Source organism: Streptomyces zaomyceticus (genome assembly GCF_014656215.1).
Classification (GTDB): domain Bacteria; phylum Actinomycetota; class Actinomycetes; order Streptomycetales; family Streptomycetaceae; genus Streptomyces; species Streptomyces zaomyceticus.
Map to the genome: position 1 here is coordinate 40,040 of NZ_BNBZ01000043.1, position 16,053 is coordinate 56,092.

Genomic DNA, 16,053 nt, shown 5'->3' on the forward strand with positions numbered 1-16,053 from the left:
CCGAGGGGGTTCCTCCGGTGGTCCCCGGAAGTCTCCGGACCGCCCGGCGGGTACCGCTCAGCGGTTCCTGTCCGAAAAGGGGTGGTCGCCGAACGTGTTCGGCGACCACCCCTTTTCGTCACGACGCGAAACCCCGCCCCAAAGCTGCGTAAGGTTCAGGTAACCGCCCGGTACGCATACGCACGAGGCACGAGGGAGGGAGCCGACATGGACGAGAAGGAATCACCCCGCGTGGGCGCGGCCGTCAAGAGGCGACGCCGTGCGCTCCAGCTCACCCTGGCCGTCGTCTCCTCCCGCAGTGGGCTGTCCGTGCCGTTCCTCAGCCAGGTCGAGAACGACCGGGCCAGACCGAGCCACCGCTCCCTGGAACTGGTCGCGAAGGCCCTGGAGACCACCGCCGGAGAACTCCTCGCCGCCGCCGAGGCCTCCCGTACCGTCGACGTCGTCCGGGCCGAGGAGCCCTCGCCGGGACTGCCCCCGGGCGTCCGGGCGATCGTCCGCGGCCGTCACCAGTTGCACGCCCTGGAGTTCTCCGGCGAGCAGGACGCGGGGCGCGAGTTCCAGCACCGTAACGACGAGCTGCTGTACGTGGCCGACGGCGCCGCCGAGGTCGAGGCCGAAGGCCGCGCGTACCGGCTCGGCCGTGGCGACACCCTCTATCTGTCCGGCGGGGTACGGCACCGCTGGCGGGCCACCGAACCGGGCACCCGGCTGCTCGTCGTCGCCGTCGCCGAGCACGTCGAGGCCGAGGAGGAATGACGGCGGCCCGCGGGGCGGTGCGCAGGATCGTCTCCCTGGTGCCGTCCCTGACGGAGGCCGTCGCCGTCACCGCGCCCGGTGTGCTCGTCGGTGTCACGGACTGGTGCACCCACCCCGCGGGCCTCGACGCCGCACGGATCGGCGGCACCAAGAACCCCGACGTCCGCGCGATCACCGCGCTCCGGCCGGACCTGGTCCTCGCCAACGAGGAGGAGAACCGGGCCCCCGACATCGCCGAGCTGCGGGCCGCCGGGCTCGACGTCCTCGTCACCGAGATCCGCACCCTCGACCAGGGCCTGCGCGAGCTCGAGCGGGTCCTCGCCGCCTGCGGTGCGCCCCGTCGGCCCCGCTGGCTCGACGAGGCCGAGGCCGCGTGGGAGAAGGTCACCCCGTGGACGAGCGGGCCCGGAGGGGAGCCGCTCACCGCCGTCGTGCCGATCTGGCGCCGCCCCTGGATGGTCCTGGGCCGGGACACGTTCGCCGGTGATCTGCTCGCCCGCCTCGGGGTCCGCAATCTGTACGCCGACCACCCGGAGCGCTATCCGCGCCTCCCGCTCGACGAGCTGCGCGCCGCCGCGCCCGATCTGGTCGTCCTGCCCGACGAGCCCTACCGCTTCACGCGGGACGACGGTCCCGAGGCCTTCCCCGGGACCGCCGCCGCCCTCGTCGACGGGCGGTGTCTCACCTGGTACGGGCCGTCGCTCGCGGCAGCGCCGCGGGTGCTGGAGCGGGCCCTGCGAGCAGCTCACCGCTGACCAGGCCGCGCAGGGTGTGGGACCCGGCGACCAGCCAGGCCGCGACGAGGAGCGCGTACAGGCCGATCGCGAGCCACCGGAAGGCGGCGAGACCGGTGTGCTGGGCGAGCCCCTCGGCGCCGGTCACGCAGGTCCCGACGGGGAAGGTGAACGCCCAGAACGTCATGGCGAAGCCCATGCCCCGCCGGTGCGCCCGCAGCACCATCGCCGCGGCGAGCGCCAGCCACAGCAGCGCGAAGCCCATGACGGGCACGCCGTAGAGGACGGCGAAGGAGGCGAAGCCGTGGGCGTACGGGGCGGGCAGCACGCCCGGGGCCACATCGGCGAACTTGTTCGCGGCGGTCGTCGACTGGCCCAGGGGGCCGAGGACGAGGAAGAGGGTGGGGGTGAGCGCGAGGGGCGGCGGTCCGCCGGTCACGAGCCGGCCGAAGACCAGCGGCAGCATGACCAGGGTCGCGAGAAGGCTGACGCCGAACATCGCCCAGCAGACGAGGAGCAGGGTCTCCTGGGCCTGGCCGGCGGGCAGATGGGGCACGAGCAGCGGGCCGAGCGCGGCGGAGACCATGGGGGCGACGACCGGCAGCAGCCACACCGGGGAGGCGTGCTCGATCTTGTGGTGCACCACCATGAGGTACGGGACGCCCACCGCGGCCGCCAGGCCGACGATCGTGCCGACGGTGAACAGGACGGTGTCCAGCGCCACGGCGGCAGGGAGCCCGATCCAGTCCCGGCCCACGATCATCGCCCCGCCGCCGACCGCGAGCAGGGCCATCGAGAGACAGCCGTAGAACGGCGCCACGGCGGGGTCCAGGAGGTGGGCGCGCGCCTGGTCGCGGTGGCGGATCCAGTGCACCGCGCGGGCGGCGACCAGGGCGAGCAGCATCGCGAGCGACAGCGCCCAGACGGCGGCGCAGGCGGTACGGAGGCCGGGGAGGCCGAGCGGGAGGCCGGCGCCGGCGTTGGCCACGATGGCGGTGCCCATCACGGAGGCGTACCAGTTGGGTCCGAGGTGACGGACGGAACGGGCCGGGGAAGCGGCCGGCCGGGCGCCGGGGGTGGTGGCGCGGAGGGCCGGACGGGGAGGTGCGAGGCTTGCCATGGCTCCACCGTCGTCCGATTCCCCCGCCCCGACCAGGGATCTTGCGGCTATGACGTCATAAGCTGGCTTTATGAGCCGGGAAGCGTGGGACAGCGGGACGTACGGGAGCGAGTCCCGGGGGCAGCTTCATCACCGGGTCCCGGACCTCGGCGCCCTCGAACTGCTCCTCGCGGTCGCCCGCCACGGGAGCCTCGGCGCCGCCGCCCGTGAGGTCGGCATCACCCAGCCCGCCGCCAGCAGCCGTATCCGCTCGATGGAACGGCAGCTCGGCGTGGCCCTCGTCGACCGCTCCCCGCGCGGCTCGCGGCTCACGGACGCGGGCGCGCTCGTCACGGACTGGGCGCGGCGGATCGTCGAGGCGGCCGAGGCCTTCGACGCGGGCGCCCAGGCGCTGCGCGGGCGACGGGACTCCCGGCTGCGGGTGGCCGCATCGATGACGATCGCCGAGTACCTGCTGCCGGGCTGGCTGATCGCGCTGCGCGCCGAGCGCCCGGACACGGCCGTGTCGCTCCAGGCCGGAAACTCGGCGGTGGTCGCGGAACGGCTCCTCGGGAACGAGGCGGACATCGGTTTCGTGGAGGGGCTCGCCGTGCCCGACGGCCTCGACGGGGTGGTCGTCGCCCACGACCGGCTGGCGGTCGTCGCCGCCCCCTCGCACCCGTGGGCCCGCCGCCGCGCCCCGCTGGATCCGGCGGAGCTGGCGGCGACCCCGCTGGTGCTGCGCGAACGCGGTTCCGGCACCCGGCAGGTCCTGGACGCGGCGCTCTCCGCGCACGGCGGTCTCGCGCAGCCGCTCCTCGAACTGGCCTCCACGACCGCGGTGAAGGCCGCCGCCGTCAGCGGGGCCGGGCCGGCCGTCCTCAGCGAACTCGCGATCGCCGAGGAACTGGCCTCCCGCCGGCTGGTCGCCATCCCCGTCCGGGGGGTCCAGCTGCGCCGTGACCTCCGGGCCGTCTGGCCCGCCGGCCACCGGCCCACGGGCCCCGCCCGCGGCCTCCTGTCCCTGACCCGTGCCGAACCGACGGGCTGAACCACGCTCGCGCGGGGGTTTCAGACTCCCGCCGCCCGGTGGGTGATCCGTCCGTCCAGGACCGTGAGCAGGACCGGGAGATCCGGCAGGTCCGTCGCGGCGGTGGTGAGCGGGTTGCCGGCGAAGACGGTCAGATCGGCGCGGAAGCCGAGCCCGAGCCGGCCCGCCTCGTGCTCCTCGCCCGCCGCGTACGCCGGCGCCGTCGTCATGCCCCGCAGTGCCTCCAGGGCCGTCAGCGCCTGCTCGGGCCCGTGCGGTGCCTGGCCCAGGTCACGGCTCGGCCGCCGGTGCCGGGCTCCGGCCATCACGCCCAGCGGCGGGAAGGGCGCGATCGGCCAGTCGGAGCCGAGGACCACGGTGGCCCCGGAGTCCGCCAGGTCCCGGCAGCGCCACGCGCGCGAGGCGCGCTCCTCGCCGAGCCTGCGCGACCAGTTGTCGGTGTGGTCGGCGCGGGTGAAGTCGCAGCAGTGGGTGGGCTGCATGGAGGCGAGGACGCCCAGGTCCGCGAAGCGGCGCAGGGTGTCGTCCGGCACGGTCTCGATGTGCTCGACCCGGTGCCGCACCTCGTTCCCGCCGCCGGCGCGCGCCTTCTCGACGGAGTCGAGGACGTGCCGGACGGCCGCGTCGCCGATGGCGTGTGTCGCGGTCGTGACTCCGGCCCGGTGGAGCTCCCCGACGATGTGGGTGTACGCGGCGGGGTCGGGCCAGAACGCGTGGGTGGACTCGCCGTGGCAGTCGGGGCGCTCCAGCCACGCGGTGCCGTTGTCGATGGTTCCGTCCATGAAGAGCTTCACGCCCGCGACCCGCCAGAGGGCCCCGCCGGTGCCCTGCTGCGCGACGAGGGCCCGGACGCCGTCCGCGTCGGTGCCGGGCTGGCACCAGGGCGCCACCCGGAGCCGCAGCGGGAGCTCGCCGGCCGTGTCGAGCTCCCCGTACAGCCGGAGGCTGTCACCGTTGGCGTCCATGGCGTGCCCGCCGGTGAGTCCGGCCGCGGCCATGGACCGCAGCGCCGCGGCGAGCCGTTCCCGGCTCTCCTCGGGGGTCGGGCGCGGGGCGACCCGCTCGACGAGCTCGCAGGCGGCGTCCTCCTGGAGCAGTCCGGTGGGGCGTCCGTCCGTGTCGCAGACGACCTCGGCGGAGGCCTGGGTGAAGGTGCGGGGCCCGTCGACCCCGGCGAGTTCGAGCGCGCGGCGGCTGGCGAGCGCCGAGTGGGCGTCGAAGAGCAGCAGGAACGCCGGGATGCCGTCGAGCACCGCGTCGAAGGGGGCGACGCCGACGGGGTGGTCCCCGAAGACGTTCGGGTCGAGGCCCCAGCCGAAGAGCCAGTCGCCCCGGCCGAGGTTGCGGACCTCGTGGGCGAGGGCCTCGCGCACGTCGTCGAGGTCGGCGCAGTACGACAGGTCGAGGCCGTGGGTCAGTTCGGCGCCGGACACCGGGTGCAGGTGGCCGTCGACGAGGCCGGGGGTGACGACGGCGCCCTTGAGGTCCACGACGGTGGTGGCGGGCCCCGCGAGGGCGCGGATCTCCCGGTCGTCGCCGAGGGCGGAGATCCGGCCTTCGTCGGAGACGGCGAGCGCGGTCTCGGGCAGGAACGTCCCCGTGCCGGGGTCGAGCAGACGGGCGGAGAGCAGGACGAGTCGGGTGCGCACGGGTGGCTCCAGGGCTCCATAAGGGGACGGGTGCGGAGGCCCGCGGGGGCCTCGGTGAAGCGGTCGGGCGGCCTCGGGGGTGCCGGGGGCGCTGGGTCGGGCTGCCTCGGGCGGTGCCGGGGACGGGGGAGCCGGGCCGGGCGGGCCGGGGCGGTGCCGGTACGTCGGTCAGGCGGGCTCGGGCGGTGCCGGTACGTCGGTCAGCGCGCCGTGCGGCAGTCCGAGTTCGCGTTCCGCCGTGGTGAGGGCCATCCGGGTCACGGCCTCCGGCCGGTCGGTCCGGTCGGAGTTGGCGTGGGCACCGAGACCGTCGAGCACCACCAGGATCTGGATGGCGGTGGCACGCGGGTCGTCCGTGCGGAACTCGCCGCGTGCGACGCCCTCGCGGATGACCTGCTCCAGACGGTCGTCGGAGGCGAGTTCCTGTTCGGTGACCCGGTCGCGCAGGACGGGCCGGTAGCGGCTGAGGTGCCGGGCGTTGATCCAGAGGCGGCTGATGTCGTCGTACGCCTCGCCCGCGGAGAGGGCGAAGTAGCGCGCGAGCCACTGCGTGGGGGTCCCGTGGGGGCGGTCGGCGGGGAGCAGGGCGTCGAGCTCGCCGGTGGCGGCCACGCTGAACGCCTCGCCCACCAGATCCTCCGCGGAGGGGAAGTAGTGGCTGATCAGACCGGGTCTCACGGCGAGCTCCTCGGCGATCCGCCGCAGGGTGACGCACTCGAGCCCCTCGGTCAGGGCGACCCGGGCGGCGGTCTCCACGATCTCCGCCCGCCGGGCTTCGGGTGTTTTCCGAACTCTCTTGCGCTGGACGCTTGACGACATGACAGCGATGCTATTGAGTGTGCGACCAATAAGCAACCAGGTGGGCACCCACGCATTCGGAGGGCCGCATGACTTCCACGATCCCCGACCCGCTCCCAGGCCCTCAGGGCGCGCAGATCGCCTCGCGGGACACCGATCGGCCGGGCCGTATCGAGGCCCACGGCATCGACCACATCCCCGAGTCCGAGCGCCACGGACACCCCCGTGAGCTCTTCTCCGTGTGGGCCGCGGCGAACGTCAACTACCTCAGCCTCGTCATCGGCGGCGCCCTCGTCCTCATGGGGCTGACCCTCGGGCAGGCCCTCGCCGTGATCGTCGTCGGCAACCTCTTCTGGGTCCTCACCGGCCTGCTCGCCACCTCGGGCCCGGCCGCCGGCGCACCCAGCGAGGTGATCACCCGGGCCGTCTACGGCGTCCTCGGCAACCGCGTGAACAACGCGTTCGGCGGCTGGCTGGTCTCCGTCTGCTACTTCGCGCTCAACCTGGCCGCCGCGGCGACCGCCGCCTTCGCGCTCGTGGAGAAGGCGGGCATCACGGCCGGTACACCCGTCAAGGTGGCCGTCATCGTGGTCATCGCCGCGCTCACGCTGATCATCAGCGTCTACGGGCACGGCCTGATCATCAAGCTGTACCTGCCGATCACCCTGGTCCTCGCCGGAGCGTTCACCGTGGTCGCGTTCGCCGTCCTGCGGCACGCCGACTTCTCGTACGCCCCCGCCCGGACGGTCGGCGGGACCGAACTCTGGGTGCTGCTGCTCGCGGGCACCACGATGATCGCCTCGGGTCCCCTCTCGTACACCACGAGCGCCGACTTCTCCCGTTACCTGCCCCGCACCGCCTCGAAGAAGGCGATCATCGGCTGGAACGCGCTCGGCGCCTTCCTGCCCAGCGTCGTGGTCTGTTCGCTCGGCGCCCTCGCGGCCACCGCCGTCGACATGACGGACCCGCAGACCGCGCTCCAGGAGATCCTGCCCGGCTGGTTCGTCCCGCTCTTCCTGCTCGCCCTGGTGCTCGGCACCATCGCCATCAACGCCCTGACCGCGTACAGCGCCGGACTCGCCCTCCAGGCCGTCGGCCTGCGCATCCGACGCTCCGTCAGCGTCCTCTTCGACGGGGCCGTCGCCGTCGCACTCACCCTCTACGGGCTGCTCGTCTCCAACTTCCTGGACACCGTCAGCAACGCCCTCCAGGTGATCACCGCCCTGACCGGCCCCATGATGGCGGTCTACGCCACCGACATCCTGCTGCGCCGCTGCCGCTACGACGGCCTCGCGCTCTCGGACGAGAGCCCCGGAAGCTCCTTCTGGTACACGGCGGGCGTCAACCGGGCCGGTGCGCTCGCTCTCGTCGCGGGCGTCACCGCGGCCGCCCTCTGCGCCAACACGCTCTACACGGGCCCGGTCGCCGCCGCCCTGGGCGGCGCCGACCTCTCGCTGCCCGTCGGCATGGGCGTCTCCGCCGGGCTCTACGCCCTCCTGATGCGAGGGGACCGCGTCCTGCTCGCCGCGCGCACGGCCGCCTGAGCGCGCGCACGGCCGTCCGCGCCTCCGTCAGGCGCGCCCCACCGCGCTCGAAGCGGCCTCCGCCGCTTCCACCAGTCCCCGCATCACGCGCAGGTCCTCGCCCATCTCCGGGTGCCACTGGACTCCCAGGGCCCAGGCCGGGGCGGCCAGCTCGACGGCCTCCACCGTGCCGTCCTCCGCGTGGGCCGAGGCGGCGAGCCCCGCGCCCAGCCGGTCGACGGCCTGGTGGTGATAGGTCGGGACCTCCGCGAGCTCGGGGACCAGGGAGGCGTACCGGCTTCCCGGCACCGGCTTCACCGCGTGCCGGCCGATCACCCCGACGGCCTCCACGTGCCCGTCCAGGTGCTGGACCAGGGTTCCGCCGAGGGCCACGTTCAGCAGCTGCATGCCCCGGCAGATGCCGAGCAGCGGGATCCCGGCGGAGAGCGCCGCGTCGATCAGGGCCAGCTCCCAGGCGTCGCGCTCCCGGGCCGGCGGGCCGGTACGGGGGTCGGGCTCGGCCCCGTACCGTACGGGCTCGACGTCCGCCCCGCCCGCGACCACCAGTCCGTCGAGCCGTGCCACGACCGCCGCCGCGGCCTCCGGCCCGTCCGGCGGCAGCATCACGGCGAGCCCCCCGCTCTCCTGGACGAGCCGCGGATACGGGGCGGGGAGCAGCGCGGCCCGCATGTCCCACACGCCCCAGCGGGCCCGGTCCAGATAGGTGGTCACGCCGATGAGCGGCTTGGACACGGAACGTCCTCCGGGAGAGTGGGTGTGCGGGGTGGGGCGTACGGGGTCGGCGGGTGCGGGGAGTCAGTCGCGTTCGAGTTCGGCCTCCGCGGCGGCGAGCGCCGCGAACTCCTCCTCGGGCGCCCTCGCCACCAGATGCTTCCGACTGTAGAACGCGAAGTAGGCGAGGGCGATCACGTACACCCCGAGCGCCATGAACGCCGCCGTCCGGTCCACCAGGAAGGTCGCGACCAGGGCCGACAGGGCCAGCACGAAGGCCACCGACGAGGTGACGATCCCGCCCGGGGTGCGGTACGGCCGGTGCAGCCCCGGCTCGCGGCGTCGCAGCACGATGTGGGAGAGCGCCATCAGGGCGTACGAGATGGTGGCGCCGAACACGGCGATGTTGAGCATCCGGGCCCCGTCGCCGGTCCCGGCGGCCAGCGCGAAGCCGATCGCGCCCGGGATGAGGAGCCCCAGGTAGGGGGACTTCCGGCGGCTGGTGAGGGAGAGGAAGCGGGGGAGGTAGCCCGCCCGGGAGAGGGCGAAGAGCTGGCGCGATCCGGCGTAGATCAGGGAGAAGAAGGAGGCGACGAGGCCGGCGAGGCCCGCGTAGTTCACGAACCGGCTCAGCGTGGTCGGCTCCCCGTCGCCCTGGAGCGCCACGACGAGGGGGTTGCCCGCTTCCTGGACGGCCGCCGAGCCGCGCGCACCGGTCGCGGCGAAGAAGGTCATGACGGCGAGCAGCACCAGGATGCCCATGGAGATCGCCAGCGCCTTCGGCATCGACCGCACCGGGTCCTTCGCCTCCTCGGCGGCGAGCGGCACGCCCTCGACGCCCAGGAAGAACCACATGCCGAAGGGGAACGCGGCCCAGATCCCGAGCAGACCGAACGGCAGCCAGGAGTTCGAGCCGAAGGCCTCGCCGTCGACCGGGATGTCGTTCAGCCCGTCGACGTGGAAGTCGGTGAGGGCGCCGAGCGCGAAGACGACGAGCGCGGCGACCGCGACGGCCGTCACGACGAGGCTGAAGCGCAGGGCCTCGCCCACGCCCCACAGGTGGATGCCGATGAAGAGGGCGAAGCAGACGAGGTACACCGGCCAGCCGGACTCCAGGCCGAAGAGGCCCAGGGACTCGACGTAGTCGCCGATGAAGATCGAGATCGCGGCGGGCGCGAGGATGTACTCGATGAGGATCGCGGTGCCGGTGAGGAAGCCGCCCCAGGTGCCGAGCGCCCGGCGGGCGAAGCCGTAACCGCCGCCCGCCGTGGGCAGGATGGCGGAGAGTTCGGCGAGGGCGAAGACCAGACAGGCGTACATCGCGCCCATCAGGACGGTGGCGACGGCGAGCCCGCCGAAACCGCCCTTCGACAGGCCGATGTTCCAGCCGGAGAAGTCCCCGGAGACGACGTAGGCGACGCCGAGACCGGTGAGCAGCAGCCAGCCGGCGCTGCCGCGGCGCAGTGCGCGGCGCTCCAGGTAGTCGTCCTGCGGCGGGGTGGTGCTCCCGGAGGTTTTTTCGAGCGTCATGGCAGCGTCAGCTCCCCGTAACGGGCCCAATGGATTGGAGGCATACCTTTGCGTCGGCCACCGGGGGAGCGCAACCCCCGTGCGTTACTTTCGGGTTACGGGGGTGCCTTCGGGCCGCGCGGGCCGTTCCCCGCCTCGGGAGAGCCGCGCGGGCCCGTGGCTCGTGCCGGGAATCCGGGCGGGCCCGTGCCTCAGGTCAGGAAGCCGCGCAGCAGGGCCGCCGTTCCCGAGCAGTGCTCGCGCATCACCTCGCGTGCCGCGTCCGCGTCCCCGTCGAGGACCGCCTCCACCACGGCCGTGTGCTGGTGCTGGGAGTGCTCCAGGTTGCGTACGAGCAGGGGGATGCAGTCGAGCAGGTCGTTCACGGTCGCCCGGACGGCCGCGTACTGGGCCGTGAGCGTCGGAGACCCGGAGAGTTCGGCCAGGGTCAGATGGAACAGGGTGTCCTGGCGGCGATAATCGGCCAGCGGAGCGTCATGGGTGGCCGCCACGGCCCGCCGCAGCCGCTCGGCCCCCGCCGCGTCCAGGCCGTGGGCCGCGCACAGCCCGGCCGCCCCCACCTCGAGGACCTCGCGGAAGCGCAGGGTGTCCTCCATGTCGACCGAGGCGATCCGGCGCCGCAGCTCGTCCTCGTCGGCCGTCTGGACCCGCGGCAGCACGAACGTTCCGCCGTAGCGGCCTCGCCGGCTCTCCACGAGGCCCTGCTCCTGGAGGACCTTCAGGACCTCGCGCAGGGTCACCCGGCTGATCCCCATCCGGTCGGCGAGCTCCCGCTCGGCGGGCAGCCGCTCCCCGCCGGGCACGAGTCCGAGCCGTACCACCTGGAGGATCTGCTCCAGGGCCTCCTCGAAGCCGTTGCCCGCCCGCACCGGCCGCAGCACGGGCGTCAGCCGGTCCGCCGATTCACTCGTACTGGCCACGTTCTCGGTTCCCCTTCGTCAGCACTTCCCAAGCAATGGTCTTCCGCAATACCTTATGGCTTCCGGCAGGCCGAAGGAGGAGCAATCCCGTGGCAGACCGCAAACCCCCGCTCACCGTCGAGGAGCTCCGTGCCCTCGTCGCGAGCGGCGAGATCGACACCGTCGTCCTGGCCTTCCCCGACATGCAGGGACGGCTCCAGGGCAAGCGGTTCGCCGCCCCGTTCTTCCTGGACGAGGTACTCGGCCACGGCACCGAGGGATGCAACTATCTTCTGGCCGTCGACACCGAGATGAACACCGTCGACGGCTACGAGATGTCCTCCTGGGACCGTGGCTACGGCGACTTCGCGATGCACCCCGACCTCACCACCCTCCGCCGCCTCCCCTGGAACGAAGCCACCGCCATGGTGACGGCGGACCTCGCCTGGGGCGACGGCACCCCCGTCGTCGCGGCCCCCCGCCAGATCCTCCGCCGCCAGCTGGAGCGTCTCGCGGAACACGGCTTCACCGCCCACGTCGGCACCGAACTCGAGTTCATCGTCTTCAAGGACAGCTACGAGCAGGCCTGGGACGCGAACTACCGCGGCCTCACCCCCGCCAACCAGTACAACATCGACTACTCCGTCCTCGGCACCGGACGCATCGAACCCCTCCTGCGCCGCATCCGCAACGAGATGACCGGCGCCGGACTCACCGTCGAGTCCGCCAAGGGCGAGTGCAACCCCGGCCAGCACGAGATCGCCTTCAAGTACGACGAGGCCCTCGTCACCTGCGACGGACACGCCGTCTACAAGACGGGCGCCAAGGAGATCGCCGCCCAGGAGGGCTGCTCGCTCACCTTCATGGCGAAGTACAACGAGCGCGAAGGCAACTCCTGCCACATCCACCTCTCCCTGCAGGACGCCGAGGGCACCAACGTGATGGCCGGGGACGACCCGCACGGGATGTCCGAGACCATGCGGCACTTCCTCGCCGGACAGCTCGCCGCCCTCCGCGACTTCTCCCTCCTCTACGCCCCCAACATCAACTCCTACAAGCGGTTCCAGCCCGGGTCCTTCGCGCCCACCGCCGTCGCATGGGGCCACGACAACCGCACCTGCTCGCTCCGGGTCGTCGGCCACGGCCGCTCCACCCGCTTCGAGAACCGCCTCCCCGGCGGCGACGTCAACCCGTACCTCGCCGTCGCCGGCCTGGTCGCGGCCGGTCTGTACGGCATCGAGCAGCGCCTCGAACTGCCCCCGCCCTGTACGGGGAACGCCTACACCGCCGAGTACGCGCACGTGCCCACCACCCTGCGCGAGGCCGCCGAGCTCTGGGAGACCAGCGAGATCGCCAAGGCGGCCTTCGGGGACGAGGTCGTCTCCCACTACCGCAACATGGCCCGCGTCGAACTCGACGCCTTCGACGCGGCCGTCACCGACTGGGAACTGCGCCGCTCCTTCGAACGCCTCTGATCCGGACCTTCCCGCGCACGCCTCTGAGAGGAAAGAGTTGCTCCAGGTACTGAACCCGGCGACGGAGGAGCTGGTCGCCACCGTCCCCGCCGCCACCCCCGCCGACGTCGACGCCGCCGTCGCGCAGGCCGCCGCCGCCCAGCGCGGCTGGGCCGCCGCCGCGCCCGCCGACCGGGCCCGGCTGCTCCGCCGCTTCGCCGCCGTCGTCGACGGGCACATCGAGGAACTGGCCCGGCTCGAAGTGACCGAGGCCGGCCACACGATCGGCAACGCCCGATGGGAGGCGGGCAACGTCCGCGACCTCCTCGACTTCGCCGCCGGGGGAGTGGAACGCCTCAACGGGCGGCAGATCCCGGTGGCCGGCGGCCTGGACATCACGATCCTCGAACCGCTCGGGGTCGTCGGCGTCATCGCCCCCTGGAACTTCCCCATGCCGATCGCCGCCTGGGCCACCGCACCCGCCCTCGCCGCCGGCAACGCCGTCCTCCTCAAGCCCGCCGAGACCACCCCGCTCACCGCGCTCCGGCTGGCCGAACTCGCCCTGGAGGCCGGGCTGCCCGAAGGCCTCTTCCAGGTCCTCCCCGGCACCGGCCCGGTCGCCGGAAACGCCCTCGTCGAGCACCCCGGCGTCGCCAAGATCGTCTTCACCGGCTCCACCCGGGTCGGCAAGAGCATCATGGCGAAGTGCGCCGACCAGGTGAAGCGGGTCACCCTCGAACTCGGCGGCAAGAGCCCCAACATCGTCTTCGCCGACGCGGACCTGGAGGCCGCGGCGGCGGCCACGCCGATGTCCTTCCTCGACAACAGCGGCCAGGACTGCTGCGCCCGCACCCGCGTCCTCGTCCAGCGGAGCGCGTACGACCGCTTCCTGGAACTCCTCACGCCCGCGATCGAGGAGATCGTCGTCGGCGACCCGGCCGACGAGCGCACACAGATGGGGCCGCTCATCTCCCGTGCCCAGCTCGACCGCGTCCGCTCCTACGTCACCGACGACCTCGCCGGAATCCGCGGCAAGGCCCCCGAGGGGCCCGGCTTCTGGTTCCCGCCGACCGTCCTCACCGATGTGCCCGAGGACGCGCCCTGCGCCGTCGAGGAGATCTTCGGACCCGTCGCCGTCGTCCTCCCCTTCGAGGACGAGGCCGACGCGATCCGCCTCGCCAACGCCACCGAGTACGGCCTGTCCGGCTCCATCTGGACCCGGGACGTCGGCCGCGCCCTGCGCGCCTCCCGCGCCGTCCGGGCCGGCAACCTCTCCGTCAACTCCCACTCCAGCGTCCGCTACTGGACCCCGTTCGGCGGCTACCGGCAGTCCGGTCTCGGCCGTGAACTGGGCCCCGACGCCCTGAACGCCTTCACCGAAACCAAGAACGTCTTCATCAGCACGGAGGCCTGAGCCCACATGACCAGCACCAGCACCAGCACCGACGAGAACGTCTGCCGCCGCCTGGTCGGCCGTACCGCCGTCATCACCGGAGCCGGCAGCGGCATCGGCCTCGCCACCGCCCGCCGCCTCGCCTCCGAGGGCGCCAACGTCGTTTGCGGCGACATCGACGAGACGGCCGGCAAGGCCGCCGCCGAGGCCGTCGGCGGCACCTTCGTGAAGGTCGACGTCACCGACCCGGAGGAGGTCGAGGCCCTGTTCCGCACCGCCTTCGAGACCTACGGCTCCGTCGACATCGCCTTCAACAACGCGGGCATCTCGCCCCCGGAGGACGACTCCATCCTGGAGACCGGCCTGGAGGCCTGGAAGCGCGTCCAGGACGTCAACCTCACCTCGGTCTACCTGTGCTGCAAGGCCGCCCTGCCCTACATGCGCCGCCAGGGCAAGGGCTCCATCATCAACACCGCCTCCTTCGTCGCGATCATGGGCGCGGCGACCAGCCAGATCTCGTACACCGCCTCCAAGGGCGGCGTGCTCGCGATGTCCCGCGAGCTGGGCGTCCAGTTCGCCCGCGAGGGCATCCGCGTCAACGCCCTCTGCCCCGGGCCCGTCAACACCCCGCTGCTCCAGGAACTCTTCGCCAAGGACCCGGAGCGGGCCGCGCGCCGCCTCGTCCACATCCCCGTCGGCCGCTTCGCCGAGCCCGAGGAGATCGCCGCCGCGGTCGCCTTCCTCGCCAGCGACGACTCCTCCTTCGTCAACGCCAGCGACTTCCTGGTCGACGGAGGCATCGCGGGCGCGTACGTGACCCCGCTCTAGCCCGCCGCCACGACGCGGGCGCGTACCCGACCCCGCTCCGGCCCGCCGTCGTACCCGCGGGCGCGTACGTGCCCCCGCTCCTGACCGCCGCCACACCCCACACCCCCACACCCCCACCCGGCAGCCGGGCGTCGCAAGGCGCCCGGCTGTCCGGCGTCCGCAGCAGCCCAGCCCAGCCCCGACAGGAGAGCGATCATGAGCCGGAGTGCCCGACTCCGTACGTCCGCCGTCACCGCAGCCCTCGCCCTCGCCGCGACGAGCCTCGTCTCCGCCACCACCGCCGAGGCGAAGCCCCGGGACCACCGCCCGTCCCGGCCCTGCCCCACTCTGAAGATCTCCGAGGGCTGGTACGGCGACAACAAGGCCCGCATCGACGCCCTCGTGGCCGACCACTGCCGGGACAAGGGCTCAAGGACCGGGAAGCCCGTCGCGGTCTTCGACTGGGACAACACCGTCATCAAGAACGACGTCGGCGACGCCACCTTCTACTGGCTCCTCCGCAACAACCGCGTCCGGCCCCCGAAGGAGGGCGACTGGTCCACCACCAGCCGCCACCTCACCCCCGAGGCGGCCACCGCCCTCGGCGAAGCCTGTCCCGCCGGCGGCCTCACCCTCCCCACCGCCACCGACACCCGCTGCGCCGACGAGCTCCTCTCCGTCTACGGCTCGGGCGCCACCACCGGCGGGAAGGCCGCCTTCGCGGGCCACGACCGCCGCCGCATGGAACCCCAGTACGCCTGGCTCGCCCAGCTCCTGCGCGGCTGGACCACCCGCCAGGTCGAGTCCTTTGCCGCCGCGGCACGCGCCGAGAACCTCGCCGCCCCGCAGGGCGCCACCCAGCGCGTCGGTACCGCCCGGGTCACCGGCTGGGTCCGCTACTACACACAGCAGCGCGACCTGATCCGCACCCTCCGGGACGCCGGATTCGACGTCTGGATCGTCTCCGCCTCGCCCGAACCCGTCGTCGACGTCTGGGCGAAGGGCGTCGGCGTCGCGCCCTCCCACACCCTCGGCATCCGCAACACCACCGACCACGGCCGGCTCACCGCGCACCTCAAGGGCTGCGGGTCGGTCCGGGACGGCGAAGACACGACGATCACCTACATCGACGGCAAGCGCTGCTGGATCAACCAGGAGATCTTCGGCGTCCGCGGCCCCGCCGCCGAACGCGTACAGCCCGCCTCCCGGCGACAGGTGTTCGCCGCGGGCGACTCCGACACCGACATCTCCTTCCTGCGGGACGCCACAGGCCTGCGCCTGGCCCTCAACCGCAACAAGAACGAACTCATGTGCCGGGCGTACGAGAACGGCGACGGCCGCTGGATCGTCAACCCCATGTTCATCGAGCCGAAGCAGCCGAAGGCCACGCCGTACCCCTGCGCCACGACCGGCTACACGGCGAGCGACGGCACGATGCAGCCGGTCCGCCGGCCCGACGGAAGCGTGATCCCGGACCAGACGGACCGCGTGCACTGACGGGCCGCGTGCACCGACGGACCGCGTGCAACTAGGGCGTGTCCGCAATGTCAGTTGGGGAGCCATAGTCGCAGGCAGGCGATGGTGACCAGGGCTTTGTAGTGGCGGGCTCGTTTGTCGTAGCGGGT

Annotated in this window: 14 protein-coding genes; 8 read left to right on the plus strand and 6 right to left on the minus strand. The window is 73.0% G+C overall.

From position 1 onward, the window contains the following. Positions 1 to 207 precede the first annotated feature (207 nt). Together IE311_RS33710 and IE311_RS33715 are read left to right on the plus strand one after the other, a co-directional pair. Positions 208 to 759 (plus strand): helix-turn-helix domain-containing protein, encoded by a 552-nt coding sequence (locus IE311_RS33710; protein WP_189835684.1) that lies wholly within the window; start codon positions 208 to 210, stop codon positions 757 to 759. After that, positions 756 to 1,514: a helical backbone metal receptor gene (locus IE311_RS33715; RefSeq protein ID WP_189835685.1), complete on the plus strand. Its 759-nt coding sequence runs from the start codon at positions 756 to 758 to the stop codon at positions 1,512 to 1,514. Before IE311_RS33710 ends, IE311_RS33715 begins: the two co-directional genes overlap by 4 nt. Here IE311_RS33715 and IE311_RS33720 read toward each other — a convergent pair. Further along, a complete protein-coding gene (locus tag IE311_RS33720) occupies positions 1,441 to 2,613 on the minus strand; it encodes a TDT family transporter (RefSeq protein WP_189835686.1) in 1,173 nt (390 codons plus the stop codon). The two genes, IE311_RS33715 and IE311_RS33720, sit on opposite strands and share 74 nt — an antisense overlap. A 70-nt stretch (positions 2,614 to 2,683) precedes the next feature. On the opposite strand from IE311_RS33720, the gene IE311_RS33725 reads away from it, so the two are divergent. Next, entirely contained in the window at positions 2,684 to 3,643 is a 960-nt protein-coding gene (locus tag IE311_RS33725) for a LysR family transcriptional regulator (protein ID WP_189835687.1), read from the plus strand. 20 nt (positions 3,644 to 3,663) lie between these two features. On the opposite strand, the gene IE311_RS33730 is transcribed toward IE311_RS33725, so the two are convergent. Continuing rightward, positions 3,664 to 5,292 carry an amidohydrolase gene (locus IE311_RS33730; RefSeq protein ID WP_189835688.1) on the minus strand — a complete coding sequence of 543 codons (1,629 nt, stop codon included), beginning with the start codon at positions 5,290 to 5,292 and terminating at the stop codon, positions 3,664 to 3,666. 168 nt (positions 5,293 to 5,460) lie between these two features. Next, positions 5,461 to 6,111 (minus strand): TetR/AcrR family transcriptional regulator, encoded by a 651-nt coding sequence (locus IE311_RS33735; protein ID WP_189835689.1) that lies wholly within the window; start codon positions 6,109 to 6,111, stop codon positions 5,461 to 5,463. A 68-nt stretch (positions 6,112 to 6,179) separates the two neighbouring features. Between IE311_RS33735 and IE311_RS33740 the strand changes: the two genes are divergently transcribed. Next, on the plus strand, positions 6,180 to 7,634 hold the full coding sequence (locus IE311_RS33740) for a purine-cytosine permease family protein (protein ID WP_189835690.1): 1,455 nt from the start codon (positions 6,180 to 6,182) through the stop codon (positions 7,632 to 7,634). 27 nt (positions 7,635 to 7,661) lie between these two features. On the opposite strand, the gene IE311_RS33745 is transcribed toward IE311_RS33740, so the two are convergent. From IE311_RS33745 to IE311_RS33755, 3 genes are all read right to left on the minus strand, one after another. Further along, positions 7,662 to 8,366 (minus strand): gamma-glutamyl-gamma-aminobutyrate hydrolase family protein, encoded by a 705-nt coding sequence (locus IE311_RS33745; RefSeq protein WP_189835691.1) that lies wholly within the window; start codon positions 8,364 to 8,366, stop codon positions 7,662 to 7,664. A 63-nt stretch (positions 8,367 to 8,429) separates the two neighbouring features. Next, positions 8,430 to 9,875: an ethanolamine permease gene (eat, locus tag IE311_RS33750; RefSeq protein WP_189835692.1), complete on the minus strand. Its 1,446-nt coding sequence runs from the start codon at positions 9,873 to 9,875 to the stop codon at positions 8,430 to 8,432. A 191-nt stretch (positions 9,876 to 10,066) separates the two neighbouring features. Further along, a complete protein-coding gene (locus tag IE311_RS33755; RefSeq protein WP_189835693.1) occupies positions 10,067 to 10,795 on the minus strand; it encodes a FadR/GntR family transcriptional regulator in 729 nt (242 codons plus the stop codon). 89 nt (positions 10,796 to 10,884) lie between these two features. On the opposite strand from IE311_RS33755, the gene IE311_RS33760 reads away from it, so the two are divergent. From IE311_RS33760 to IE311_RS33775, 4 genes are all read left to right on the plus strand, one after another. Further along, positions 10,885 to 12,249, plus strand: a complete 1,365-nt coding sequence (locus IE311_RS33760) for a glutamine synthetase family protein (protein WP_189835694.1) — start codon at positions 10,885 to 10,887, stop codon at positions 12,247 to 12,249. A 37-nt stretch (positions 12,250 to 12,286) separates the two neighbouring features. Next, a complete protein-coding gene (locus IE311_RS33765; protein ID WP_189835695.1) occupies positions 12,287 to 13,642 on the plus strand; it encodes an aldehyde dehydrogenase family protein in 1,356 nt (451 codons plus the stop codon). A 6-nt stretch (positions 13,643 to 13,648) separates the two neighbouring features. Continuing rightward, on the plus strand, positions 13,649 to 14,449 hold the full coding sequence (locus tag IE311_RS33770; RefSeq protein WP_189835696.1) for a 3-oxoacyl-ACP reductase: 801 nt from the start codon (positions 13,649 to 13,651) through the stop codon (positions 14,447 to 14,449). A 195-nt stretch (positions 14,450 to 14,644) separates the two neighbouring features. After that, positions 14,645 to 15,925 carry an HAD family hydrolase gene (locus IE311_RS33775; protein WP_189835697.1) on the plus strand — a complete coding sequence of 427 codons (1,281 nt, stop codon included), beginning with the start codon at positions 14,645 to 14,647 and terminating at the stop codon, positions 15,923 to 15,925. Positions 15,926 to 16,053 lie beyond the last annotated feature (128 nt).